This is a genomic window from Neptuniibacter sp. QD57_21 (genome assembly GCF_047778075.1).
GTDB lineage: Bacteria > Pseudomonadota > Gammaproteobacteria > Pseudomonadales > Balneatricaceae > Neptuniibacter.
The window spans coordinates 1,900,230-1,924,163 of record NZ_CP180549.1; the positions used below are offsets into that span (position 1 = coordinate 1,900,230).

Here is a 23,934-nt window from a genome sequence, read left to right on the forward strand (position 1 = left end):
TAAGTACTTCTCTAGTACTCAATATGAACTCTTTCAATAAACCGAAGAAGTATTTTTATAGACCACGACTAGATTCCGAGCGTAGGAATACACTACTTTCAGAATTTAATGCACCATCAATCATTGTAAGTAGCTTTTCCTTATCACGACCTAAAACTCCTTTGAGCACTAGATAATTAGAGGCATGATCACTTCTAAAAATGGTTTTATCCAAATCAAGATGACTGATAAAGGTTTGCATCTCTTCGATCAACTGGCGTTGGTTACAGAACTCAAAATCATCACCAAACGACTGTACAAACTCAGCCTCACCTTGATGAAAAAATAGCACCAAGGTCGCTAAGTAATCCGGCTGAACCTCATTGACCAATCGCGCTGAATCAATCGCATGCTGGTGAGAGTATTTTGCTCCACCCATACCATTAATTATCATCACAGACGATTTGATGCCTGCCGCTTTAATCTTTAGCAGAGCCTCCTTAGTCGATTCAAAAGTTTCACCCTTCTCTATTTTCTCAAGAATCTCATCATTACCGCTCTCAGCACCTACATACAGAAGCGACAAACCTAATTCACGTAACTCAGATAACTCTTCGACGGAGATATTTAAAAGATTACGAGGCAAGCAATAAGCTGATACACGAGAAACGCTTGGAAGGTACTCTTTAATGACTAGCAAGATCTCTTTCAAGCGCTTAAATGACAAAGCCATTGCGTCGCCATCAGCGAGAAACACCTTTCGAACAGCGCCTAGCGCGGCACTACAACGAATGACTTCTTCAGTGATATCAGCAATAGATTTAGGACGGAATTTTTTTTGTGGTGCACGATACATTTCACAGTACGTGCACTTGTTCCAACTACAACCATTCGTTACCTGCAGGATCAGTGAATGAGCTTCACTTGGCGGCCTAAAAACAGGCTCGATGTAATTAATTGGAGGATATTGAAACATTCTGATCCGCCTTATTAAAAAGTCGGTAGAAATTATCAGTAGTTTGCTGAGCAACTACATCAATGGAAACACCCTTAAGATCCGCGATACACTGAGCCACTTCAACCACATACTTAGGCTCATTCTTCTTACCTCGATGCGGTACCGGTGCTAGATAAGGCGCATCAGTCTCGATAAGGATTCGCTCTAGAGGGATCTCTTTAACAACATCACGGAGCTCACTGGCATTGCGGAAAGTGGTGATGCCAGAGAATGAAATATAGTAGTTCATATCTAAGGCCGCTTTAGCCATATCTAGGCTTTCGGTAAAGCAATGCAACACTCCACCAGATTCTTGATTGCCATGAGCCTTAATCATATCCAGAGTATCTTGGCGCGCATCACGCGTATGAACAATAACAGGAAGCTTTAATTCGCCTGCAGAGACAAGATGAGTCTCAAAACTTTTCTGCTGAGCCTTTTTAGTATCTGTTTGATAGTAATAGTCCAGACCCGTTTCACCAATAGCGATAACTCTCGGCTGAGAGGCATGCTCAATTAGCTCCTGAACACTCACTTGCTCTTCAGCAGCGGATAAGGGATGAATCCCAACCGAAGCGAATACCTTTTCATACGGCTTAATAAGCTCATACATTGAAGGAAATTGCGACATTGCGATAGATACACAAAGCATCGCATCAACCTTACGGTCAAAGGCGGCCTGAAGCATATCAGAAAAATTATTATCGTACGGAGACAGGTCTAACCTGTCCAAATGACAGTGAGAATCGATGAACATAAATATTTAGATAGGAAGGATTTACACTACAGAGCGTTTGTTTTTTTCTCTGAGTTTAAAGTTCCTGCCAGATAGGTCTCTATTTTGTTAACTAGGGTAGTATCATCAGCGGAGAGTTGAATACCAATACCTGGTGTTCGACCACCTTGTGCGCCTTTTGGGGTAACCCAAATTACCTTCCCTGTAACCGGTATTTTGTCGCCTTCATCCATTAATTCAAGCAACATAAACACCTCTTCGCCTAGATGATAAGAGCGTAGAGTAGGAATAAATAATCCGCTATTAGTGATGTACGGTAAGTAAGCCTCGTATAGCTCTTCCTTTGTCTGAATATTCAAAGACAAAATGCCATGACTTAAACGTGGTACAGCAACCATATTGAACCTTTATCCTTAATTGAGCAGCGCAGCCCATTCCAATAGTATATTTTCTAACAATAACTGCTTATTAGGGTTTTGCCTAAGCATTATTGCTCTGCGCTCTTCATGTACTTTATCCGCTAATTTAAAGATTTTAACTGGGTTGGTTTTTTTAGCAACTGCATTCAGCATATTACGCGCATCATCCTGCCTTAATAACTCAGGACTTTGACATACCGAACCACGAGCAGCATCAGATAACAAACTGTAAAACCACCCTAGCAACATCTCTAAATCAAGCTTTTGCCAAGATTGAGCAACCTCAAGCGCTGTTCTTCTTTGTTTAAGTATATCCGCAAGTCCGCGAATTAGCTGTGCTCGATGCTCATTTAAGCCTTTTTCTATGTATGACAAGGCCTCTTTAGGTGCTCCACGATTGATATGCAGTATACTTTTAGCCTTCTCAGCATCAATCTCAGCAGCAGCCATCAACCAGTCAATTGCGTCTCCTTCAGAAGGATTATGGCACTCCACATGCTGACAACGGCTTTTAATGGTCGGCAACACCTGACCCATTTTAGAAGTAACCAGCAGAATAATTGTATCAGCCCCTGGCTCCTCTAACATTTTCAAAAGCGCGTTGGCAGAAGCGATATTCATAGCATCGGCAGGATCAACAACCACTGCACGATAACCACCTTGCTGTGCGGTACTGTAGATGAATTCCCCTAATCCACGAACTTGATCAACCTTTAACTGCTTACCCTCTTCTTCTGGCGAGAGAATAAAGAGATCTGGGTGACTACCAGCAGCATTAAGGTCACATGACTTGCAATAACCGCATGCTCGACCCTGCACAGGACTTTGACATAGGAGAGATTGCGCAAACGCTGTTGCAAAAGCCGCTTTACCTATACCCGGCATGCCATGAATTAGCAATGCATGGGGCAAACGGTTTTGATCATGCAACTGACTTAGATGAGCAAATCGCTCATCAAACCATGGAAACGGCTTTAACAGTTCAGGCATTATCAGAACCCACAAACGTATTTACAGCATCTAAAATTTGCGCCTGCACTTCAGGAATACTCTTAGATGCATCAATTACACTAAAACGATTAGGCTCAGCTCCTGCTCTAGATAAGTACATGTTGCGAACTCTATGGAAGAAATCCAACTTTTCCTGTTCAAAGCGATCAGGCACACTTCTTTGCGAAGCACGTTGTAAGCCGATTTCTACATCTAAATCCAAAAGCAACGTCATATCAGGATGAAGACCATGCTGAACGATTCTCTCTAGCATCGCGATATGCTCAAGATCTACATCTCTTCCGCCACCTTGGTAAGCATAAGTCGCATCGGTAAATCGATCGCTTATAACCCAAGCTCCACGCTCAAGCGCAGGACGAATCACATTTTCGATATGCTGGGCACGCGCCGCAAACATCAGCAACAACTCGGTGTCTTCACTAACACGCTCATCACGAGGAGAAAGAAGTAGTTCACGTAACTCTTCTGCTAGCGGTGTCCCGCCTGGCTCACGGGTTAGAACAATTTCTATGCCGCGGTCACGTAGTAGCTGACACAAATATTCAATATTTGTTGATTTACCAACCCCTTCAGTGCCTTCAACAGTGATAAAGCGACCTTTAACGCTTGTATTCATAATTTTGGGTCCTATGGCGAAGAGCGATAATCTTTACGACGCGTAAGCTGATAACGCCTAACTGCATTGTTATGCTCTTTCAAAGTCGCTGAAAAATAATGACTGCCATCGCCTTTAGCAACAAAATAAAGCGCTTTACCGTCTGCAGGATTAAGCGCTGCTTCAATGGCTTCCTTACCAACCATGGCGATAGGTGTAGGCGGTAGCGCCGGTATTACATAGGTATTGTAAGGCGTCGGCTTTCTTAGATCTTTACGGCGGATATTACCTTTGTATTCATCTCCCATACCGTAAATAACGGTTGGGTCAGTTTGCAGGCGCATGCGTTTATTCAATCGACGGACAAACACACCAGAAATGATCGGACGCTCATCTGCTCGCGCTGTTTCCTTTTCAACAATAGAAGCCATGATTAAAGCCTCATAAGATGACTTGTATGGCAGTTTGCTGTCGCGTTTTTGCCATTCATCTTCCAAAATCTTTTGCATCATAGCGTTAGAGCGCTTTAATACCGCCAGTGCTGAACTGTTCTTCTCGATACTGAACGTCTCCGCTAGAAACAAACCTTCTGGGTGTTTTTCAGAAACGCCGAGCTGCTTAAGAAGTTCTTCTCTACTTAAATGGCTAACATCGTCTTTAAGGTATTTATGCTCACTAATCGCGTGAATCATCTCTTTGAAATTACTGCCTTCAATGATCGTAAAGCGATAATTTTTAGATACGCCCGATGTAATTACCTTTAGGAATTCAACCGGCGTCAAACCAGCTTTTAACTCATATTCACCGGCTTTAATCTTATTCGCCAGACCAGATTGTCGGCCGTAGATCTTGAAATAATGGTTATTAACCTCACCATAACTTTCTTTAAGATCTGCAACTACCCTATTGAAACTACTGCCTTTTTTAACTTCAAAAAGTGTCTTCTCTTTAACGGGAAGTGATGCATTAAGGAAAGCATTGTAATCATTCCATAACCAATAAGCCCCTGCCGCACCCGACACAATAAGGACAAATAAAACAGTTAATATTTTTTTCAACAACTCATTTCCTTAGATAGCAATAACTGCAGATCTCTGGTGATTGGGCCGACACTTAAAGGTTTGCCATCGATTGTTATAACCGGCCAAATACCGATCAGACTGTTACATATAAAAACTTCTTCTGCACTCTCAAGTACTATTTCAGGGTATACCCCTTCGATAACCTCAACTGATAGCTCGTTAGCTAATACGATCAGGCGATCACGCATAACCCCTTTCACACCACTTAAATCTATTTTCGGTGTGTAGAGCACGCCGTCTTGGACCCAAAAAAGGTTACTCATAGTGCCTTCAACAAGGTTACCATCTAGATCGGATACAAAACCTTCAGCGATATCTGGATCAGACCACTCAGATCTTGCGAGAACCTGCTCTAGCCTATTTAGATGTTTGATCCCTGCCAAAACAGGATTAAGACCTAATCGCTGCTGACAGAGCCTTACAGAAACACCTTGCTGTCTTTGCTGAGCGAAATCAGCTGAATCCGAAAGACTGATGATACGTGCAGGCACACAAGTGGCAGGAAGCTTATAGCCTCTTTCACCTAAACCCCGTGTCACCGTTAGCTTTAATGTTTGATTACCGGAGAAGCTTAAAGCTTGAATATCATTCTTTACGGCTTCTATTGTCCCTTCAGGGAATTTCAGGCGACCCAAGCCAATCTGTAAACGCTCCATATGCTGATCGAACAAGTGTGGCTTACCATCGATCACAGCAATAGTTTCAAATAAACCATCGCCGTAACTTAGACCGCGGTCATTTATAGATACCTGATCGGCTAAAACGCCATTAATCCAGTACTTAGTCATAAATCAGATCTGACGGAATACCAAGGTTCCGTTGGTTCCGCCAAAACCAAATGAGTTAGAAAGCGCCGCTTTAATCTCACAAGGCTGAGCGGTATGTGGAACGTAATTTAGATCACATCCTTCAGATGGGTTATCTAAATTAATAGTAGGCGGCGCAATTTGATCTCTGATCGCTAATGCACAGAAGATTGCTTCAACAGCACCTGCAGCTCCCAGCAAATGACCAATCATGGATTTAGTCGAGCTCATCCTGACATCAGCAGCTGCATTGCCCAACACCGATTTAGCCGCATTAGATTCAGCAATATCACCCGCTGGCGTAGAAGTACCATGAGCATTGATATAATGAATCTCGTCTGGTGCTACAGATGCATCGTTAATAGCGTTTTGCATAGCCAGGGCTGCACCCGCACCGTCCTCTGGAGGCGCAGTCATGTGATAAGCATCATCACTCATCCCAAAACCTGCTAATTCGCAATAAATTTTAGCACCACGCGCTTTAGCATGTTCGTATTCTTCGAGTACAAGTACGCCTGCACCGTCTCCAAGCACAAAACCATCGCGGTCTTTATCCCATGGGCGACTGGCTGTTTCAGGAGAATCATTACGCGTTGATAACGCTCGTGCAGAAGAAAAACCGGCAATACCTAATGGCGTAGTCGCCATTTCAGCACCACCGGCCAGCATTACATCAGCATCACCATACTGGATCATACGCATTGCCTGACCAATATTATGCGTACCTGTAGTGCAAGCCGTTGTGATTGCAATATTAGGGCCCTTGAGGCCGTATTTGATCGCGAGATTGCCACCGATCATATTGATAATACTGCCCGGCACAAAGAACGGAGAAACACGTCTAGGACCCGTTGTATTTAGAATATCAACGTTTTTCTCGATCATTGGCAAACCACCAATGCCTGAGCCTATTGCACAACCGATACGCTGAGCATTAGAGTCAGTCACTTCTAGTTTCGCATCATCAATAGCCTGCATACCCGCAGCCATACCGTATTGAATGAATAGATCCATCTTACGGGCCTCTTTCGCACTCATATACTGAGTAACATCAAAGTCTTGAACGGATGCCGAAAACTGAGTTGCAAAAGGAGAAGAATCAAAGTGAGTGATTGGTCGAGCACCGCTCTTACCCGCAAGTAAATTATCCCAAGTCTCTGAGACAGTATTGCCAATAGGGGTAAGCATACCGATACCGGTAATCACAACACGTCTACGTGCCATCTTTGATCTCCATATTCCACACAAGGAAGTTCTATATAAATCAGGAATTAAACTATGCGCCAATTCTAACCGAACTGACTTAAGCATTAAACGTTATGTATCTTGCAGGCAAAAGAAAAGCCGCTCTATCAAAGATAGGCGGCTTTTCGAAATTCTTGCTTGTAGCGAACGATTACTGGTGTGCGTTGATGTAATCGATTGCAAGCTGAACTGTAGTGATTTTTTCAGCTTCTTCGTCTGGAATTTCAGTTTCGAATTCTTCTTCCAGAGCCATTACCAACTCAACTGTGTCCAGAGAGTCTGCGCCAAGATCTTCAACGAAAGAAGCTTCTTGAGTAACTTCTTCTTCTTTAACACCTAGCTGCTCTGCGATGATCTTTTTTACGCGCTCTTCAATGTTGCTCATATCTATTCCTATCTTCTTATTAACACCGCATTCAAGTACGAAATGCGGTAAGAAATTTTATTAAAGCATCCCGGCTTTATCAAGCCAAGATTGTAAATTCATTCTCTACCTGACGGCACATTATCAACAATTGGCAGAAAAAAACAATTCCTTATACGGGTATTTAACCCATATACATGCCACCATTGACTTGAATCGACTCACCAGTCACGTAACCGCCGCCTTGACTGGCCAGAAAACCAACAACAGCTGCAATTTCTTCCGGTTGACCCAAACGATTCATTGGGATCTGAGATTTAAGCGCATCTTTGTGCTCATCTGCCAATCCACTTGTCATATCTGTATCGATAAAACCAGGAGCAACACAGTTAACTGTAATGTTGCGAGAGCCTACTTCACGCGCTAGTGCACGAGTAAAACCTTCCATACCTGACTTAGCTGCAGCGTAGTTTGCCTGACCAGCGTTACCCATAGATGCCACTACAGAACTTACACTGATGATCCGACCCCAGCGAGCCTTAGTCATGCCACGTAAACAGCCCTTAACAAGACGGTAGATAGAGTTAAGGTTCGTATTCAATACAGAATCCCACTCATCCTCTTTCATGCGCATCAAAATATTGTCGCGCGTGATGCCTGCATTGTTAACCAGTACTTCAACTGTACCAAAATCATCTTGTACAGTTTTTAGTACAGCTTCAACCGATGCGCTATCAGCAACATCCAGTACTAGCCCCGTACCTTTAACCCCTGCTTCAGCAAGGTAAGCAGAAATTGCCTCTGCACCCTTCTCGCTTGTAGCCGTACCAACAACCACAGCACCTTGACGACCAAGTTCTTCAGCAATCGCTTTACCGATACCGCGAGTAGCGCCAGTAACTAGCGCAATTTTACCTTCAATACTCATTTATAAATTCCTTGCGCTACAATTATTGACCTAACGCTTTTTCAAGGCCCGCAGCATCACTAATTGCTGCAACACTCAAAGGCTTATGAACTTTTTTGTTCAAACCAGATAGCACTTTACCTGGACCACACTCTACAGTGCTTTCCAAGCCTTGCTCAACCAAACCCTGGATTGTTTTAGTCCAAAGTACAGGACTATATAACTGAGCAAGTAGATTTTCTTTTAATTCTTCAACTGACGCAGGAACGGAAGCAGTTACATTTTGAACCACATCAATTTCTGGCATATTGATTTCAATCTTAGATAGCTCTTCAGCCATCTTATCAGCCGCTGGCCTCATTAGAGCACAGTGTGATGGAACACTTACTGGAAGAGGAATGGCACGCTTAGCGCCCGCTTCTTTACAGTTCTCAATCGCACGATCAACCGCAGCTTTTTCCCCTGCAATAACAATCTGACCTGGGCAGTTATAGTTTACCGGAGAAACCACTTCGCCCTGCTCTGCTTCCTGACAAGCTTTCTCGATAGCATCATCAGCCAATCCTAGAATAGCTGCCATAGCACCGCTACCCGCAGGCACGGCTTGCTGCATAAATTCACCACGCAGTTTTACTAGATTCACACCATCAGCAAAACTGATTGCACCAGCACAAACTAACGCTGTGTACTCACCCAAACTATGACCTGCAACTACAGCTGGTTTAGCACCATTCTGCTCCTGCCATAAACGCCATAGCGCAACACCTGATGTTAGAAGCGCAGGTTGAGTCTTATCAGTTCGATTAAGATCTTCTTCTGGACCATTCTGAACCAAGTCCCATAAGTCGTAACCTAGAACCTCAGAAGCTTCAGCGAAAGTGTTTTTAATAACTGGATGTGTTTCAGCAAGTTCCGAGAGCATCCCTACTTGTTGAGAGCCCTGTCCCGGAAATACAAAAGCAAGAGTTTGCGACATGATGTCCTCAAATCGTCAATTAATACACGCCCTATGAATCAGGCCAATCGCCGTAGTTTACAACATTCATAGGTAATTAAAACTGTGTGAAGGGTATTAGGTAAGCCTTGCTTCTATTTCACTGCAAATCTTACGCGGTATATCTTGTTCTATCTCTGCCACAGCTTGATCAAGCGCATACCCAAAGCACTGCTGATTAGCTGCTCCATGGCTTTTTATCACTATTCCTTGCAAGCCTAATAAACTTGCACCATTACGACGCGATGGATCCATCTGCCTTTTCAAATCAGCAAGCACTGGCTTAGCCAATAACGCAAGAAACTTTCGATAAAGCCCCTGCTTAAAGCTCGCTTGTACTTTTTGATTAATTAAGCGCGCCAGACCTTCGCTACTTTTAAGTGCAATATTACCTACAAAACCATCGCAAACAACCACATCAGCATTTCCGGCATACAGATCATCGCCTTCAATATAACCAACATAGTTCAAGCCACCCTGCTCCTGAATCAAGCGCGAGGCTAGCTTAACTTGCTCATTGCCCTTAACTTGCTCCTGACCGATATTCAAAAGCCCCACACGCGGACTATCAATCTCATCAACGGCGGCAGTCATAACCGAACCCATAATAGCAAATTGCAGTAGATGCTCTGCACTGCAATCAACATTTGCACCCAAATCTAAAAGATAACAATGACCTTTCGCTGTAGGCACAGATGAGATAATTGCAGGACGATCTACGCCGGGTAACATTCTAAGAATATACCGACCAAGCACCATTAAAGCACCTGTATTACCAGCACTCACACAAGCTTGAGCCGAACCCTCTTCTACAAGCTGAATAGCTTTGTACATTGAAGATTCTTGGCCATTACGAAGTGTTTGAGATGGTTTAGCTGACATAGAAATAGTGTCAGGCGCATGAACAACATCGACACGACAAGAAACATCAGGATTCAAACCATTTAAATAAGGCTGAATAACATCACTGTGACCGATAAGTTTTGCTGATAAACGAGAATGACGCGCAAGGGCATCGAGTGTGGCGGGAATAGTAACGCGGGGACCGAAGTCCCCGCCCATCACATCAACTGCGATGGTGTAGTAATCTGACAAGCTTATTCGTCATCCTGCTTGTTGATTACCTGCTTACCACGGTAAAAACCGTCAGCAGATACGTGGTGACGACGGTGAGTTTCACCGGTAGTTTCTTCTACAGATAGAGTCGGGTTACCCAGAGCATCGTGAGAACGACGCATATCGCGACGGGAACGAGACTTCTTACTTTTCTGAACTGCCATGACTAAATAGCTCCTGGTTCTTTCTATTTGTTGTCGGCTTTCAACTGAGCCAACACACTAAATGGATTCGGTTTTTCGTTTTCTTCTGTCACTGCCTCGCCGAAGGAAGTGTTAATAGAGCAGTCATCATGATATGCATCATGCGGCAAACTCAGAATCAACTCTTCTTCTATAACAGGCAGTAACTCAATCTCTTCACCCTCAACAATGAGGGGGTCATAACTGCGAGGTAACTGCTGAGCAGCCTCCTCACTGGCCGCAACTCCAAGATTAAAATCTGCCTCTACGGCAACCTCTACTGACTCCAAGCAACGCTGACACGTCATTGTTACATGACCTGTGGCACTGCCTGTAAGAGTTCGAATTCGCTGCTCATCTACTGCAAACTGAAGATCAACTTGTATCTCCCCTTCTTTATCAACTAATGCCTGACAAAGATTGGGCATGTCCTTCAGTGCAGCTTGGCCTGCGATTCGTACTTCCCGCTCAGCAAGTTTTCGCGGGTCTACTCGTTTAGGTAATGGACCGTTTGACATAAGCGCGCAATTCTAGGGCCCGAAGCCCGTCCTGTCAAAGACTTTGGGGTTTAATTCTACAATAAAACCGCTAATATTTGTGCCTTCGCATATTCATGGTCAAAAAATCACATGAGAAATCTAATTTTAGCCTCTAGCTCACCCTTCCGTCGCCAAATTTTGGACAAATTAAATTTGGAGTATTCATGCATTTCACCAGACATTGATGAATCGACATTAGAGAATGAATCAGCAGAGGAATTAGTTGCACGTTTATCTGCTAGTAAAGCACAAAAAATTGCTGAAGAAGCACCTAACTCATTGATTATTGGATCGGATCAGGTCGCAGTTTTAGGTGACGAGATACTAGGCAAGCCTCATACCCATGAGAATGCTGTGAAACAACTACAAAAGCTATCGGGTAATGCGGTTACATTTTTAACCGGCCTTTCTTTACTCAACTCAGACACTGGCCAGTGCCAAACAGAAGTTGTTCCATTTAAGGTTTATTTTAGAGAGCTCACCACGTCTATGATCGAAAACTACCTTCGGGCTGAAGAACCATATAAATGCGCAGGCAGTTTTAAATCTGAAGCCTTAGGCATTGTACTGTTTGACAAGCTCGAAGGCGAAGATCCTAATACACTTATCGGCCTACCTTTGATCCGATTAGTAAGAATGTTAGAGAAAGAAGATCTAAACGTTTTATAAGAAAACAACCTTATAAACATCAAACACAAAAAAGGAGGGCCAAACCCTCCTTTTTTATTCTTCGTTCACACAAAGGGTTTAACGAAGCTCATGACTCTTTGTATTGACACCTAGTTCAGCAGTAATTGCTTTCGCAAAGCTAACGCCTAACTCATCAACAATTTGCTTCCAAGGCTCCTGCTTAGGAGAGTAATCAACCAGCTTCTCAACTTTAATTACTTCTCGTGCAACGTAGCTAGAACTACCTAGTGCATCAACCAAACCAAGTTCAATTGCCTGCTCGCCACTCCAAACCAGACCAGTGTATAGCTTTGGATCGTCTTTAAGGCGATCTCCGCGACCTTTACGAACCTGATCAACAAACTGATTATGGGTTGTATTTAGTACACTTTGCCAGAACTCTTCCTCACCACTATTTCTCGGAGAATAAGGGTCCAAGAATGCTTTATGCTCACCCGCTGTATACAAACGACGTTCCACACCGATCTTTTCCATCAGATCAACAAAGCCAAAACTGCCTGCTACGACACCAATAGATCCAACCAAACTCGCCTTATCGGCATAGATATAATCTGCAGCTGCTGCAATATAATAAGCACCAGAAGCTCCTATATCTGTAATAACAGCATACAGAGGCTTATCAGGGTAGATTGCACGTAGACGTTTAATTTCATCATAAATATAACCCGATTGAACTGGACTTCCGCCAGGACTATTAATGCGCAAAATTACTGCTTTAGCGTTTGGCTCTTTAAATGCTTCGCGCAGCGACCAGATAATATTATCTGCACTAGCTTCATCATCTGAACTAATGACACCTTTCACTTCAATGATCGCAGTATGAACCTGCGGCTTAACATCAGTTGCAATATCTTTACCTGCGAAGAAAATGCCCAAGAGCGCGAAAAGATATACAAATGTAAGTAACTTAAAGAAAATCCCCCAACGACGAGCACGACGCTGCTCCGTAAACAAACCATTTAGAGTTTTCTCAATTAATTTCCACTCTTTCTTGCTCGCACCGTCTTGCTTAGCATTTTCTACGGCGCGTTCCAGCTTACTTCCTGTTGCTGCTGAAGCCTCCTGCTGCTTTGGAGCTTCATTTTGTTCAGATTCATTCCATGGATTATCAGACACACACTTCTCCTGTATCAGGCAAAAACACCCTGATTTTCTAACCAATTTTCCAATTCTGGGAACTCATGTACTTCCAAAACTGGGTTATAACCCTTTAATCGATCCAAATGATGGGCACCATAGCTCACAGCAATAACATCCATACCTGCTTGCTTACCCATTTCTAGATCATATTCAGTATCGCCTATCATAACAGCCTCAGAGGCTAAGACACCGGTTTCTTGTAGAATTTCCTCTAGCATTAGAGGGTGAGGTTTCGAGATAGTTTCATCGGCACAGCGAGAGGTTTCAAATAAATAACCTAAGCCAGTTTCAGCAAAGACCCGGTTTAAGCCTTTCCTACTCTTACCGGTCGCCACAGCCATCCGCATGCCTTTACGATGCATCTGCTCTAAACTTTTCTGCGCACCCGGAAACAATGGCGAAGGCGTAGATTCATCACCCAAGAAATATCGGCCATAATTTTGTCGCATCAGTTCTATTCCATCTTTATCAACATCAGGAATTAGAATTTTGATCGCTTCCGGTAAACCCAATCCGATTATATTCTTAACTGCTTCATCGGCAGGGATACAAAAGCCGCTATCTTTTGCTGCTAGCTGCATGCAAGAGACAATTTTAGCTGCAGAATCGATGATTGTGCCGTCCCAATCAAAAATGAGTAGCTTGTACACTCAAACCTCTTAACTAATTCATAAGAAAGGAACTTATGTTTATATAGAAGTAACAATAAAGGTCAAGATCAATAAAACAGCTATCTTATTAGCCTTTTCTTAAGGTAGCGCTTGCCTTGTAGCAATTGCATAACGTATATTTTGCAGACATTTTAAAAAAGCCGACCTTTATGCAATTAAGTCGATTTACAGATTACACCCTTCGCGTTTTATTCTATGTTTCTACTAACGATGATCGTCTAGTGACGCTAGCTGAGATAGCAGGCTGCTATGACATTTCTGTAGAACATCTACGTAAAGTTGTACACGCCCTTTCCAAAGCGGGTCATTTAGATACCTATAGAGGAAAAAAAGGCGGTATAAAACTGGCGAAGCCACCAGCAGAAATAAATATTGGCGAAATTGTCGCAGATGCAGAAGGCAGACAGCCTCTGATTAATTGTGGACAGCAACACTGTCGTCTAACAGGTTTCTGCACACTCCAGCATGTACTAGGCGATGCTCAGAAAGCCTTTATGCAGGTCCTAGAGCAATACACACTGGCAGATATGCTAAATAATGACGCGATGCGTGATAGCTTAATAACAACCAAATCCGTTTAATTAGCCATCGCTATCGCTAATTCTTCTTTCTTATAATTGAGCTCCAACCAAGGGAACAGATTGCGCTCTTCAAATCGCACATGTTCCTTTAATAACTCGGCGAACCGATTTACCACGCTTGAATCATCTCCAGCCAACATGCTCAACAATTGCTTGTGATCTGCAACTAGACGATCAGCTAGTGACTCTCCTTCACCTACGAGTAGTGGTAGCAAAGAACGCTCTTCTTGATCGAAATGTGGCTTTAACTCTCTATACAAAACTTCTCTTTTAGCCTGCCAGTATTCATCAACCTCTCTATCAGCTTCTTTTCTTAAGTCATTGATATGCTTAACAGTAACTAAAGCTTTATGATGATCATGACTTAGTGGAATTAGTGCCTCTACTCTTTTCATTCCTCTCTACCCCCACAATAATATGTGTAAATCGATTATCTCAGGATTATTCGAATCACACCAAATTTCATTAAATTTTGTAATTTCTTCGAGCAATCGCTTTAAGGTGTATTTAAAATACATTATAGTATTTATTAATTCATTACAAATACATTTTATGTGAGGACTTATGGTTATTTGGAGCAATACAGAGCTAGTTGTCTACTCCCTTGTGCTAGGTATGATCTTATTTAAGTTCTGGACCGTTTGGCATGTATCCAAAAAAGCGCAAGCCACTATAGAAGGTCGAATGATTTTTTTGTGGGGAATTGTAGGCATGAGCACATTTGTTTTACTCGCCAAAACTTACATTTCTTACCAAATGAGCACTATTTAAAAACAAAAAAGCCCGCTATAAGCGGGCTTTAAAAAAATCGCTAACAGAATTAGTCTTCAGAAAGCTCTAGTTTTTCAGCTGAAATAAGTACGCCGTTGTTGTCTGCATATACATACTGACCCGGCTTGAATGTCACGCCACCGAAGGTAACGTCTACATTTAGCTCACCAAGACCTTTCTTTTCAGTCTTCATTGGGTGGCAACCTAGCGCCTGCACACCAATGTCTAGATCACTGATTGCGTTAACATCACGGATGCAACCGTAGATGATGATGCCTTCCCAGCCGTTTTTAGTTGCTTTTTCTGCAAGCATATCGCCAAGCATTGCGCGACGCATTGAAGCACCACCGTCGACTACAAGTACTTTACCTTTACCAGGTAGAGCAACCTGCTCACGAACCAAAGAGTTATCTTCAAAAGCTTTTAGAGTAACAATTTCGCCACCGAAACGCTCTTTACCACCAAAGTTACCGAACATTGGCTCAACAACCTGTACCTGGTCTGGGAACTGATCACACAGTTCTGGCAAAAGATCTTCCACAATATGCTCCTTAAACTGGATAACTGCACCTAAGAACAGGTGCTCTCAAATTCTAAAGAAGGTATATTCGCCGATTCATTGTGCAATTGCACTACTCTTTTGGGCTAGGATTGAAAATGAGTTTAATTCTTAATAATAAGGTACTTCTACATGCCATGGTTGGCGTAAGCGCATTACTACTATTAACTGGTTGCTCGCAAAAACGACATAGCTTCTGCCATGAAGACACTAGTCATTGTGAGCCGCCTAGCCCGCCGTCTCTTTCAACATCATCGAACGAGCCGACTAAAACCGATAGTACCGAGTTAGTAATCAAAGCTTCGTATAGTAATGATCAGCTCCAAGGGGCAGCCTCCAAGAGGCCTGTTCAAGTTATAGAAACCCTACGCAATCAGCCTAATAAAGTAATAAATAATCCAGCTCAGGTTATTTTTACAAAAAGAGTATCTCAATCAAACACTACTATCGGCAGTTATACCATTCAACTAGGCGCCTACAAGCTTGAGTCGAGCCGCCAAACTGTCATTAAGCGCTTTAAAAATCCACAACCACTTAACCAATTCTCAATGCCTAATGGTCTGCTTGGCTTATCTTATGGCTTATATCTATCAAAAGCAGAAGCTTTAGAGATGGCTCAATCCCTTAAACATCAAGGTTTCAATGATCTACTCATTCGTAGAACACCATAAAAAAACGCAGCTTTAAGCTGCGTTTTTTATTTAACTTATAATTACTTATCCTTCAACAAGCTAAGCAGCTTCTGAATCGGATGTGGTAATTGCTGATCATCAATACGCTTAACCTGACTACGGCACGAGTAACCAGTCACAAGTAAGCGATCTTTATTTTCTGGGTTATTTACCACTTCAGACCAGCTCAATTGGTAGATCTCACGGGATGTCTCAACGTTCTGAGTTTCATGTCCGTACGTACCTGACATACCGCAGCAACCTACCGCCTGAATATCAAGCTTCAAGCCCATAGCTTCGTAGATCTGCTGCCACAGACGAATACTAGGTGCAGCATTGGTCTTCTCAGTACAATGAGCCATCAACTTAAATTCAGTTGTAGAGCGGTTAGCTAGATCGAAAGCGCCCAGCTTATCTTTTTGATTGCTCAACCACTCTTGAATCAGCTGAACCTTTGGCAGATCTTTCTCTGGAATAACATAACCGTATTCCTGACGGTAAGTCAGTGTCATCGAAGGATCGATACCAATCATTGGTACGCCCGTGTTATCTAGCTCTTTTAGCATCGCGCTGTTAGATTCAGCCGCTTTTTCAAAGGCTTTCATAAAGCCATGAACATGCAACGGCTTACCATTTGGCTTGAATGGCGCTAATAAAACATGAAAACCAAGCCCAGAAAGCAGATCAACAAGATCCAACACCAACTGTGTTTCAAAGTAACTGGTAAATGCATCCTGTACGATGATTACCGCGTTACTACGTTGCTCTTCACTCAAACTCTTAATTAGCTGTGGCGAAGCAAACTCCACCCCGCGTGCTTTCAAGCCAGATATCAAACTATTAGTACAGATGGTAGGACTATCAACCATACCTGCATGCTTACGGAAGATCGCTTTGAGCGCCTTATTCTGCATCGCCCAGTTATACGGCGCAGGGAACTTAGACAACCAAGGAATCATGTACTCCAAAGAGCCAACCATATAATCCTTCGCAGGACGTAGGTAACGACCGTAGTAGACCTCTAAGAAGCGCGCACGGAAATCTGGAACATTCACCTTAATAGGACACTGACCAACACAAGACTTACACGCTAAACATGCCATCATGGATTCGTGGACTTCATGTGAGAAGTCGTACTCTTCCTCTTTTTTCTTGGCTAGGGTGTTTTTGATGCGCTTTGGTAGAGAAGCGATAAAGGAGCTTGCTTTAACACGCTTAGCTTCTTCAACAAGATCAGTACCATTTTGTTCCATCAGGCGAAGCCATTCACGAATCAGTGAAGAACGACCTTTGGGTGAATTAATGCGCTGACGAGTACCTTTCCATGATGGACACATCGCGTCATTTGGATCGTAGTTAAAGCATGCACCATTACCGTTACAGAACATGGCTTCTTTATACTCTTCTCGCGTATCTGAACTGATCTGGCGATCAAATTGACCGCGCGTCGGCACTTGATCGATCTTAAGCAGCTCAGCACCATCAATTGCTGGCGTAGCAATCTTACCCGGGTTCATCTGGTTGCGCGGGTCAAACCCACTTTTGATTCGTTGTAGCTCAGGATACAACTCACCAAAAAACTCAGGCGCATATTCAGAACGAACACCTTTACCATGCTCACCCCACAACAGTCCTTTGTATTTAACAGTCAGCGCTACCACTTCATCCGTGATATCACGGATTAAAGATTCCTGAAGCTGATCCTTCATATCGATAGCAGGTCGTACGTGAAGTACACCCGCATCAACGTGACCAAACATACCGTACGCTAAGTCTCGATCATCCAGAACCTTACGGAATTCCATGATGAAATCAGCAAGGTTCTCAGGTGGTACAGCTGTATCTTCCACGAATGGAATTGGACGTTCTTGGCCTTTAGCGTTGCCTAGAAGGCCAACAGCCTTTTTACGCATCGCCCAAACTTTGTTGATCTCACCGGCACCATATACAACAGAGAAACCAAAGCTCTTACCAGCCTGGCCCGCAACAGATTTAAGATGCTCTTCTAATCGCGCAACATCGGCTTTTAGAGATTCCTCATCATCGGATGTGTACTCAACTAGGTTGATACCACTGATCTCCGGCTCACCTTCCTCTTGCGGGAAATAGGCACTTACCGTGTCCCAGATAATATCGCCCATCGCAAGATTAAGTACTTTAGAATCAATAGTTTCTATGGATGTTGGATTCCATTCCATTAAGTCTGTAGCGTCACGTAAAGATGATTCAAAACTGTCATACTTAACGTTAACCAATGCAGCGAACTTAGGGATTGGTAGAACATTCAACTTAGCTTCAGCAATAAAAGCCAAAGAGCCTTCACCGCCACACAATACTGAATTTAGATTAAAACGCCCTTCCTCATCGCGAATGTGCGCTAGGTCATACCCGGTAAGGCAGCGGTTTAATTTAGGGAACTTGGCATCGATCAGATCTTTCTTCTCGGTGAATACTTCATCTACCAATCTGTGCACTTCACCGACACGATCATCTCGCTGCTTTATCTCAGCCAGCTCTTCATCAGAAATAGGTTTAGAGTTCCAAAGCTCACCGCCTAAGAACACTGAATTCAGTTCTAGCACATGATCACGTGTTTTACCGTACATTACCGAGCCCTGGCCACTGGCATCGGTATTGATCATCCCGCCAACTGTTGCACGGTTACTGGTAGAAAGCTCAGGCGCAAAGAAGAAACCATATTGTTTTAGTGCACGGTTAAGTTGATCTTTTACAACACCGCCTTGAACACGAACCCAGCGCTCTTCAGCATTAATCTCTAAAACTTGATTCATGTGCTTAGAGACATCAACAATCAAGCCATCGGTTAGCGACTGACCATTTGTACCTGTACCGCCACCACGAGCACTCAGCTTTACTTCGGCAAAGCGGGACTCATCTGCTAATTTGGCAATCAATACCAAATCATCTGTAGATTTCGGGTACAAAACACCCTGAGGCAGCATCTGATAGATACTGTTGTCTGTCGAAAGAACGATACGGTTTGCGTAATCCTGATTCAGATCGCCGGCAAAACCTGCTTTCTGTAACGCTTCGATAAATTGAAGGTAAATAGCTTCGGTAGTTTCGACTTGGGAAAGACGAGGGATCATAATACTGCCTCTATAAATGACTGTACTTCAAGAGCAGTGCTCAATTGCTCTCATGCAGTCAAATGCTCAATTTGTGATATTGGGCGCAATAATGCAGAATTATCATTTATCAATCAAACGATAAAATTCGATAGATTAATTGATAATGACGAATAATATCTCCATTCGACATCTACGCGCCTTTGTTGAAATCGTAGCTTGCGGCAGTTTTACCCGTGCCGCAGATAACCTGCACCTGACCCAATCCACTCTGACAGCAACAGTAAAGCAGCTTGAAGATCAGGCCGGCTTAAAGCTTCTAGACCGCACTACACGCCGCGTTTTGCTTACTGGCGAAGGCGAAAGTTTTCTCCCTGTTGCAGAAAAATTGATCTCAGATTTTGATACTGCTTTTAATGACCTGCAAGCCACCGCGACACAACAACAAGGCCAAGTAGGTATAGCCGCTTCGCCATCAATGATTGGTCGTGTACTGCCTTCGATAATCAAAACTTACCACCAGCAATATGAAAAGATAGGCATCTATCTTCGAGATGACAACGCGGGCGGTATAGAACAGCGCGTACTAGATAATGAAGTGGACTTCGGCATTGGTGGTAACCACTCTCACCAGTCAGAACTTAAATACCAACCAGTATTGAGCGATCGTTATGGCGTAGTCTTACCACTCGACCACCCTTTAGCAACATTTAAAGAATTAGACTGGAGCCAAGTCAGTGAGCTTGATCAAGTTCACTTAACTGAAGATACCGGCACACGTACACAACTTTTAAAGCTGCAAAAAGAGAATAATCTAGATCTAAAACTACAAGGCGCTTTAATTGAGGTATCAACCCCAGCTGGTTTAGCAGAGATGGTTAAGACAGGTATTGGCATATCCCTTTTACCTGCCCTTGCAGCGAGTACCAACGCTTTTGATCAATTAGTCTTTGTTCCACTAACCAACCCAACATTAAAACGTGAGATCTGCATTCTCACAAGAAAAGGCCGTGCTTTAAGCCCCGCAGCAGACAGCCTACTTAAGCTGATCACCAGCCAATTTGAAACTACGAGCCTACCAAAATTTGTCGAGATTAATTAAGAAAAGGAATTATGGAGCAATTTATGAATCTTCATAATTTGAGAGCTCGATAAGATTACCGTCAGGGTCACGCAAATAAACCGAGATAATATTACCTACTGCTCCTGTGCGATTCACTGGTCCTTCTAGCAAAGTTACATTGTGATCTAGCAGATGCTGAATCACCTCTTCGATTGGCTGCTCAACGATAAAACAGAGATCTGCACTACCGGACTGAACGTAATCTGCTTTAGGCTCAAATTCATTCCCCAGCTCATGCAGGTTAATCTTTTGATTTCCAAAAGCGAGCGCTATCCGACCTCCCTTAAAGACAACCTTCTCCATACCTAACACCGCAGTATAAAACTCTACAGCGACATCTATGTCTTTCACGGTTAGGACAAGGTGATCAAGACGCTCAATCTTCATAACACTGACTTCTTTAAGTCTTATTAATCTTCATCCTGCATTGCGAATGAGAAGATCCCAGCTTCAAGCCCAGCTAAACGAGCAACAATACATGACTCTTCTTCATCGGTTAGAACCAATGAATCCTCATTGGGAGTGAAGAAATACTTATCCTTAAAAACATCAAACTGAATCTTACCGAGGATACGACCTGTCTGACTAATACAATCCAGCTCTTGCTCAATTGGAAAGAACAAAACCATCAAACACTACCTTTCATAAAACTTCTTTGCGCGGATGATAAGCCTTGATAAAGCTATACTCAATGCAGTCATGTTCTGTTGTATGAAATCGCTCATACCTTGTTCAAAGCATAAACAGGAAAAACAAAAGACGTATCCACTTAAGCGTTATAACGGCACCTTTTCTTATAATTTGCAGAAATATATTGAAACAGAACCCACTCAATGAATAGAATTGCTGCCTTATAATTCACTCATGTTTAATAAATACAAAGTATTTCTTTGTTAAACATAGAGTTAGCTCAACTTAGTAGATTCAGACCGTATGAATTCTTGTTTCTGACACACCGTTTATTGACCCCGGTCAATCGGTTTGTAAGAAATAGCATCTATATTGGCCTTCGACTAAATTGAACAATAATAATAAATAAATGCGTGGTTACCGGTGAAGAAGTCCGCTACATCTATTCGTAGTTTCCTACTCCAAAGAACATTTATCTTTTCTGTTCTTGGATTTCTAGTTCTTGTTTCTGTTACTCATTATGCGTTCACTAAGAGCATTGAAAAAAATGCCAGCGTCATGGCCGAGCGTATTGCAAAACAGACATTTAATTCTATGTATCTGGTCATGAGTCAGGGTTGGAATAGACACCAACTAGAGCAATTCATGAAACAGATGGAGAAAGACAATAAAGACAGCGATCTAAGCGTCTCAATCTTTCGTGGTGATCTTGTAACAGAACGATTCGGTGAGATGGAATCACCAGCCCTGTCTGATACGCATCGTCAAGTGCTTGAATCTGGTCAATCGCAACTGGTTTCCACTGACGATAGCATTAGCTACTACTATGCCCTTAACGCCAAAGAAGTTTGCACCCATTGCCATACCAATGTAACCGATGGCGATACATTAGGCATGATCGAAGTAACTCAAGAGTTAGATAAGTCACTTTTAAATGCCAATAAGGAACTTATCCTAACACTGATTTTAGTTTCCCCATTGCCGCTTTTACTCGCATTTTTAGCCACGCGACAAATCACATCTCGAATAGATAATTCCATAGAACAACTTGCCGATAGTATCGATAGCATTGAATCTATTTCTGACCTTTCTCGTATTGAAGAAGGTCGTGACAGATTAGCATTCCGTGAGTTACAGGACATATTCTCCCAAGTAAAAAACTTGTCCTCAAAACTTAATGATATTGCGGTCGACAAAGAACTACTTGAGTTCGAAATCAGACTGTTAGAAAAGTTTGTTATCACTTCCGAAGTTGTTCGAGACTGGCGCGAATATGTAAACTTCCTGATCGTTGATATCAATAAGGTCATGAACGTTTACACTATGTTCTCCATCTTTAAGGTAGATAACGAAGTATTCGACCTAGAAGTATTCTGGCTGCAACCTCCGAGCGAGCGCACCCGTAAGTCAATGGAAAACGCCATCATGAAGCGTCTTGCTCAAGATGGCTCGCCATTCGAACTTATTGACATCAATATTCGCCACAATATGGTGAATGAGCATGCAGAACCGATGGATCTAGATGATGATGCGATTGAACTTCAATGCAAATCTCTTCTGGTAGAAACGCCTAAGATTGGCGGTATAGTCGGAATCGGCGTTCACTCAGATACAATTCAAGATACAACGAAACTTCTTGTCCTTGAAAGCATTCTATCTACCCTGCTTAACGTAGTCGGCTCTGTCCGTGCAATCTATAAATACACCAAAGATCTCGAATACTATGCAACGCGTGATCCACTAACAAACCTCTATAACCAGCGTATGTTCTGGGAATTATTGGATTATGAGTTAGACCGTGCAGATCGCCATGATTATAAAGTAGCGCTATTGTTACTTGACCTAGATAACTTCAAGAGCATAAATGACGGCTATGGTCATAGCTGGGGCGATAAGCTCCTAGCAGATTTCTCCGAAGCACTACAAAATGCTTTAGGCAAAGATGCCATCATTGCTCGCTATGGTGGTGACGAATTTGTAATCGTCTTACCAGAAAGTGATGTAGCGCATGCAGCACAAGTTGCTGAAACAGTCCTACTTACCAGCCGTAACCACGCGCTGTACTACGATTCCAACACCTTCTTAAAACTCACAGGCTCTTTAGGTATGGGCATCTACCCTGATCATGCCAAAAATAAAAAAGACCTGTTTATGTTCGTTGATAATCTGATGTATCGAGCGAAGAACTCGGGCAAAGATCAAATCGCACTGCCTAATGAGAACGAACTAGTCGATATCTTTAAAGAGATGTCAGACAAAACCGTATTAGTAACGCAAGCGATTGAGCGTAAAGAACTGATCCCAGCTTTCCAACCGATTGTCTGCTCTAATACTGGTGAAATACATGCGGTTGAAGTGCTAAGTCGCATCAAGCTTTCAGGCGACAGGCTCATGAGCGCTAGCGAATTTATTGAGATTGCAGAGTCTATTGGTAAGGTCCACCAACTTGACTATATCGTGATGGATAAAGCTTTTGAGCAAGTCAAAATAACAGGCTACGAAGGTAAGATTTTCATCAATCTGTCTCCACGCTCGATCATTATTAGTGACTTTATCCCAACCATCAAACGGCTTGCTGAAAGTCACGCAATCAATCCAGAAAGTGTTGTATTTGAAATCACTGAGCGAGATACGGTCAAAAACATCTCTGTTCTAGAAAGCTTTGTAATGAGCCTTAAAGACAAAGGATTCAAATTAGCAATTGATGATTTTGGATCAGGATTTTCTTCATTCCACTACCTAAAACATCTACCGATCGACTACGTAAAAATAGAAGGCGAGTTCATTGCCAACATGGCTAACGATGCTCGAGATATGGCCTTTGTAAATAGCATCTCGCATCTATCACAAGAACTAAATGTCGAGACTGTTGCTGAGTTTGTAGAGAGTGAAGAGGTATTAGAACTGGTAGAGAAAGCCGGCATCACCTATGCCCAAGGGTATCATTTAGGTAAACCAAATCCCGATCTAGAAGGCATTTTAAAAACGACTGAAGTTTTCGTACGCTAAAAACTCAAACGGCCTGCCAAAAGCTTTT

The 23,934-nt window shown here is 42.8% G+C and carries 26 protein-coding genes; 5 read left to right on the plus strand and 21 right to left on the minus strand.

The genetic code is table 11. From position 1 onward, the window contains the following. Positions 1-55: 55 nt before the first annotated feature. The 14 genes from ACMXYS_RS08360 to ACMXYS_RS08425 form a co-directional block, all read right to left on the minus strand. The gene (locus ACMXYS_RS08360; RefSeq protein WP_415896240.1) at positions 56-955 is read right to left on the minus strand and encodes a radical SAM protein; all 900 of its coding nucleotides are present in this window, start codon (positions 953-955) and stop codon (positions 56-58) included. Continuing rightward, a complete protein-coding gene (locus ACMXYS_RS08365) occupies positions 933-1,733 on the minus strand; it encodes a TatD family hydrolase (RefSeq protein ID WP_415896241.1) in 801 nt (266 codons plus the stop codon). Before ACMXYS_RS08365 ends, ACMXYS_RS08360 begins: the two co-directional genes overlap by 23 nt. Positions 1,734-1,759: 26 nt before the next feature. Further along, positions 1,760-2,110, minus strand: a complete 351-nt coding sequence (locus ACMXYS_RS08370; RefSeq protein ID WP_415884783.1) for a PilZ domain-containing protein — start codon at positions 2,108-2,110, stop codon at positions 1,760-1,762. Positions 2,111-2,125: 15 nt separating this feature from the next. Next, positions 2,126-3,121 carry a DNA polymerase III subunit delta' gene (locus tag ACMXYS_RS08375; RefSeq protein ID WP_415896242.1) on the minus strand — a complete coding sequence of 332 codons (996 nt, stop codon included), beginning with the start codon at positions 3,119-3,121 and terminating at the stop codon, positions 2,126-2,128. Further along, positions 3,114-3,758, minus strand: a complete 645-nt coding sequence (tmk, locus tag ACMXYS_RS08380) for a dTMP kinase (RefSeq protein WP_415896243.1) — start codon at positions 3,756-3,758, stop codon at positions 3,114-3,116. The genes ACMXYS_RS08375 and tmk overlap by 8 nt, the downstream gene beginning before the upstream one ends. An 11-nt stretch (positions 3,759-3,769) precedes the next feature. Next, on the minus strand, positions 3,770-4,795 hold the full coding sequence (gene mltG, locus ACMXYS_RS08385) for an endolytic transglycosylase MltG (RefSeq protein ID WP_415896244.1): 1,026 nt from the start codon (positions 4,793-4,795) through the stop codon (positions 3,770-3,772). After that, positions 4,792-5,607: an aminodeoxychorismate lyase gene (pabC, locus tag ACMXYS_RS08390; RefSeq protein ID WP_415896245.1), complete on the minus strand. Its 816-nt coding sequence runs from the start codon at positions 5,605-5,607 to the stop codon at positions 4,792-4,794. The genes mltG and pabC overlap by 4 nt, the downstream gene beginning before the upstream one ends. A 3-nt stretch (positions 5,608-5,610) precedes the next feature. Then, positions 5,611-6,849: a beta-ketoacyl-ACP synthase II gene (fabF, locus tag ACMXYS_RS08395; protein WP_415896246.1), complete on the minus strand. Its 1,239-nt coding sequence runs from the start codon at positions 6,847-6,849 to the stop codon at positions 5,611-5,613. A 172-nt stretch (positions 6,850-7,021) separates the two neighbouring features. Further along, positions 7,022-7,255, minus strand: a complete 234-nt coding sequence (gene acpP, locus ACMXYS_RS08400) for an acyl carrier protein (RefSeq protein WP_007019607.1) — start codon at positions 7,253-7,255, stop codon at positions 7,022-7,024. A 163-nt stretch (positions 7,256-7,418) separates the two neighbouring features. Continuing rightward, positions 7,419-8,162, minus strand: coding sequence for a 3-oxoacyl-ACP reductase FabG (gene fabG, locus ACMXYS_RS08405; protein ID WP_415891384.1), 744 nt, complete (start codon positions 8,160-8,162; stop codon positions 7,419-7,421). 22 nt (positions 8,163-8,184) lie between these two features. Further along, positions 8,185-9,117, minus strand: a complete 933-nt coding sequence (gene fabD / locus ACMXYS_RS08410; RefSeq protein ID WP_415896247.1) for an ACP S-malonyltransferase — start codon at positions 9,115-9,117, stop codon at positions 8,185-8,187. A 96-nt stretch (positions 9,118-9,213) separates the two neighbouring features. Then, positions 9,214-10,230, minus strand: coding sequence for a phosphate acyltransferase PlsX (gene plsX / locus ACMXYS_RS08415; protein WP_415896248.1), 1,017 nt, complete (start codon positions 10,228-10,230; stop codon positions 9,214-9,216). Between the two features lie 2 nt (positions 10,231-10,232). Continuing rightward, positions 10,233-10,415 (minus strand): 50S ribosomal protein L32, encoded by a 183-nt coding sequence (gene rpmF, locus ACMXYS_RS08420; RefSeq protein ID WP_007019603.1) that lies wholly within the window; start codon positions 10,413-10,415, stop codon positions 10,233-10,235. Positions 10,416-10,438: 23 nt separating this feature from the next. Beyond that, positions 10,439-10,951, minus strand: a complete 513-nt coding sequence (locus tag ACMXYS_RS08425) for a YceD family protein (protein ID WP_415896249.1) — start codon at positions 10,949-10,951, stop codon at positions 10,439-10,441. 111 nt (positions 10,952-11,062) lie between these two features. Here ACMXYS_RS08425 and ACMXYS_RS08430 point away from each other — a divergent pair, with 111 nt between their 5' ends. Further along, positions 11,063-11,641 (plus strand): Maf family protein, encoded by a 579-nt coding sequence (locus ACMXYS_RS08430; protein ID WP_415884587.1) that lies wholly within the window; start codon positions 11,063-11,065, stop codon positions 11,639-11,641. 78 nt (positions 11,642-11,719) lie between these two features. On the opposite strand, the gene sppA is transcribed toward ACMXYS_RS08430, so the two are convergent. Beyond that, positions 11,720-12,778, minus strand: a complete 1,059-nt coding sequence (gene sppA / locus ACMXYS_RS08435; protein WP_415884586.1) for a signal peptide peptidase SppA — start codon at positions 12,776-12,778, stop codon at positions 11,720-11,722. Positions 12,779-12,792: 14 nt separating this feature from the next. Continuing rightward, positions 12,793-13,452 carry an HAD-IA family hydrolase gene (locus ACMXYS_RS08440; RefSeq protein WP_415884585.1) on the minus strand — a complete coding sequence of 220 codons (660 nt, stop codon included), beginning with the start codon at positions 13,450-13,452 and terminating at the stop codon, positions 12,793-12,795. Positions 13,453-13,622: 170 nt separating this feature from the next. On the opposite strand from ACMXYS_RS08440, the gene ACMXYS_RS08445 reads away from it, so the two are divergent. After that, a complete protein-coding gene (locus ACMXYS_RS08445; RefSeq protein WP_415884584.1) occupies positions 13,623-14,054 on the plus strand; it encodes an RrF2 family transcriptional regulator in 432 nt (143 codons plus the stop codon). Here the strand turns inward: ACMXYS_RS08445 and ACMXYS_RS08450 are convergent. Both ACMXYS_RS08450 and rraA read right to left on the minus strand, forming a co-directional pair. Continuing rightward, positions 14,051-14,449, minus strand: coding sequence for a hemerythrin domain-containing protein (locus ACMXYS_RS08450; RefSeq protein ID WP_415896250.1), 399 nt, complete (start codon positions 14,447-14,449; stop codon positions 14,051-14,053). The genes ACMXYS_RS08445 and ACMXYS_RS08450 overlap by 4 nt on opposite strands. Before the next feature lie 425 nt (positions 14,450-14,874). Then, positions 14,875-15,366 carry a ribonuclease E activity regulator RraA gene (rraA, locus tag ACMXYS_RS08455; protein ID WP_415884582.1) on the minus strand — a complete coding sequence of 164 codons (492 nt, stop codon included), beginning with the start codon at positions 15,364-15,366 and terminating at the stop codon, positions 14,875-14,877. Positions 15,367-15,482: 116 nt separating this feature from the next. Here rraA and ACMXYS_RS08460 point away from each other — a divergent pair, with 116 nt between their 5' ends. After that, positions 15,483-16,055 carry an SPOR domain-containing protein gene (locus tag ACMXYS_RS08460; RefSeq protein WP_415896251.1) on the plus strand — a complete coding sequence of 191 codons (573 nt, stop codon included), beginning with the start codon at positions 15,483-15,485 and terminating at the stop codon, positions 16,053-16,055. 41 nt (positions 16,056-16,096) lie between these two features. Here ACMXYS_RS08460 and ACMXYS_RS08465 read toward each other — a convergent pair whose 3' ends face one another. Beyond that, positions 16,097-19,165 carry an FAD-binding and (Fe-S)-binding domain-containing protein gene (locus ACMXYS_RS08465; protein ID WP_415896252.1) on the minus strand — a complete coding sequence of 1,023 codons (3,069 nt, stop codon included), beginning with the start codon at positions 19,163-19,165 and terminating at the stop codon, positions 16,097-16,099. Between the two features lie 145 nt (positions 19,166-19,310). Between ACMXYS_RS08465 and ACMXYS_RS08470 the strand changes: the two genes are divergently transcribed. After that, positions 19,311-20,246, plus strand: a complete 936-nt coding sequence (locus ACMXYS_RS08470; protein ID WP_415884579.1) for a LysR family transcriptional regulator — start codon at positions 19,311-19,313, stop codon at positions 20,244-20,246. 21 nt (positions 20,247-20,267) lie between these two features. Here the strand turns inward: ACMXYS_RS08470 and ACMXYS_RS08475 are convergent, their stop codons facing one another. Next, positions 20,268-20,654, minus strand: coding sequence for a VOC family protein (locus tag ACMXYS_RS08475; protein WP_415884578.1), 387 nt, complete (start codon positions 20,652-20,654; stop codon positions 20,268-20,270). A gap of 23 nt (positions 20,655-20,677) precedes the next feature. Next, on the minus strand, positions 20,678-20,896 hold the full coding sequence (locus ACMXYS_RS08480; protein ID WP_415884577.1) for a hypothetical protein: 219 nt from the start codon (positions 20,894-20,896) through the stop codon (positions 20,678-20,680). Between the two features lie 424 nt (positions 20,897-21,320). Here ACMXYS_RS08480 and ACMXYS_RS08485 point away from each other — a divergent pair, with 424 nt between their 5' ends. Continuing rightward, on the plus strand, positions 21,321-23,906 hold the full coding sequence (locus tag ACMXYS_RS08485; protein ID WP_415896253.1) for a putative bifunctional diguanylate cyclase/phosphodiesterase: 2,586 nt from the start codon (positions 21,321-21,323) through the stop codon (positions 23,904-23,906). The last annotated feature ends 28 nt before the right edge of the window (positions 23,907-23,934 follow it).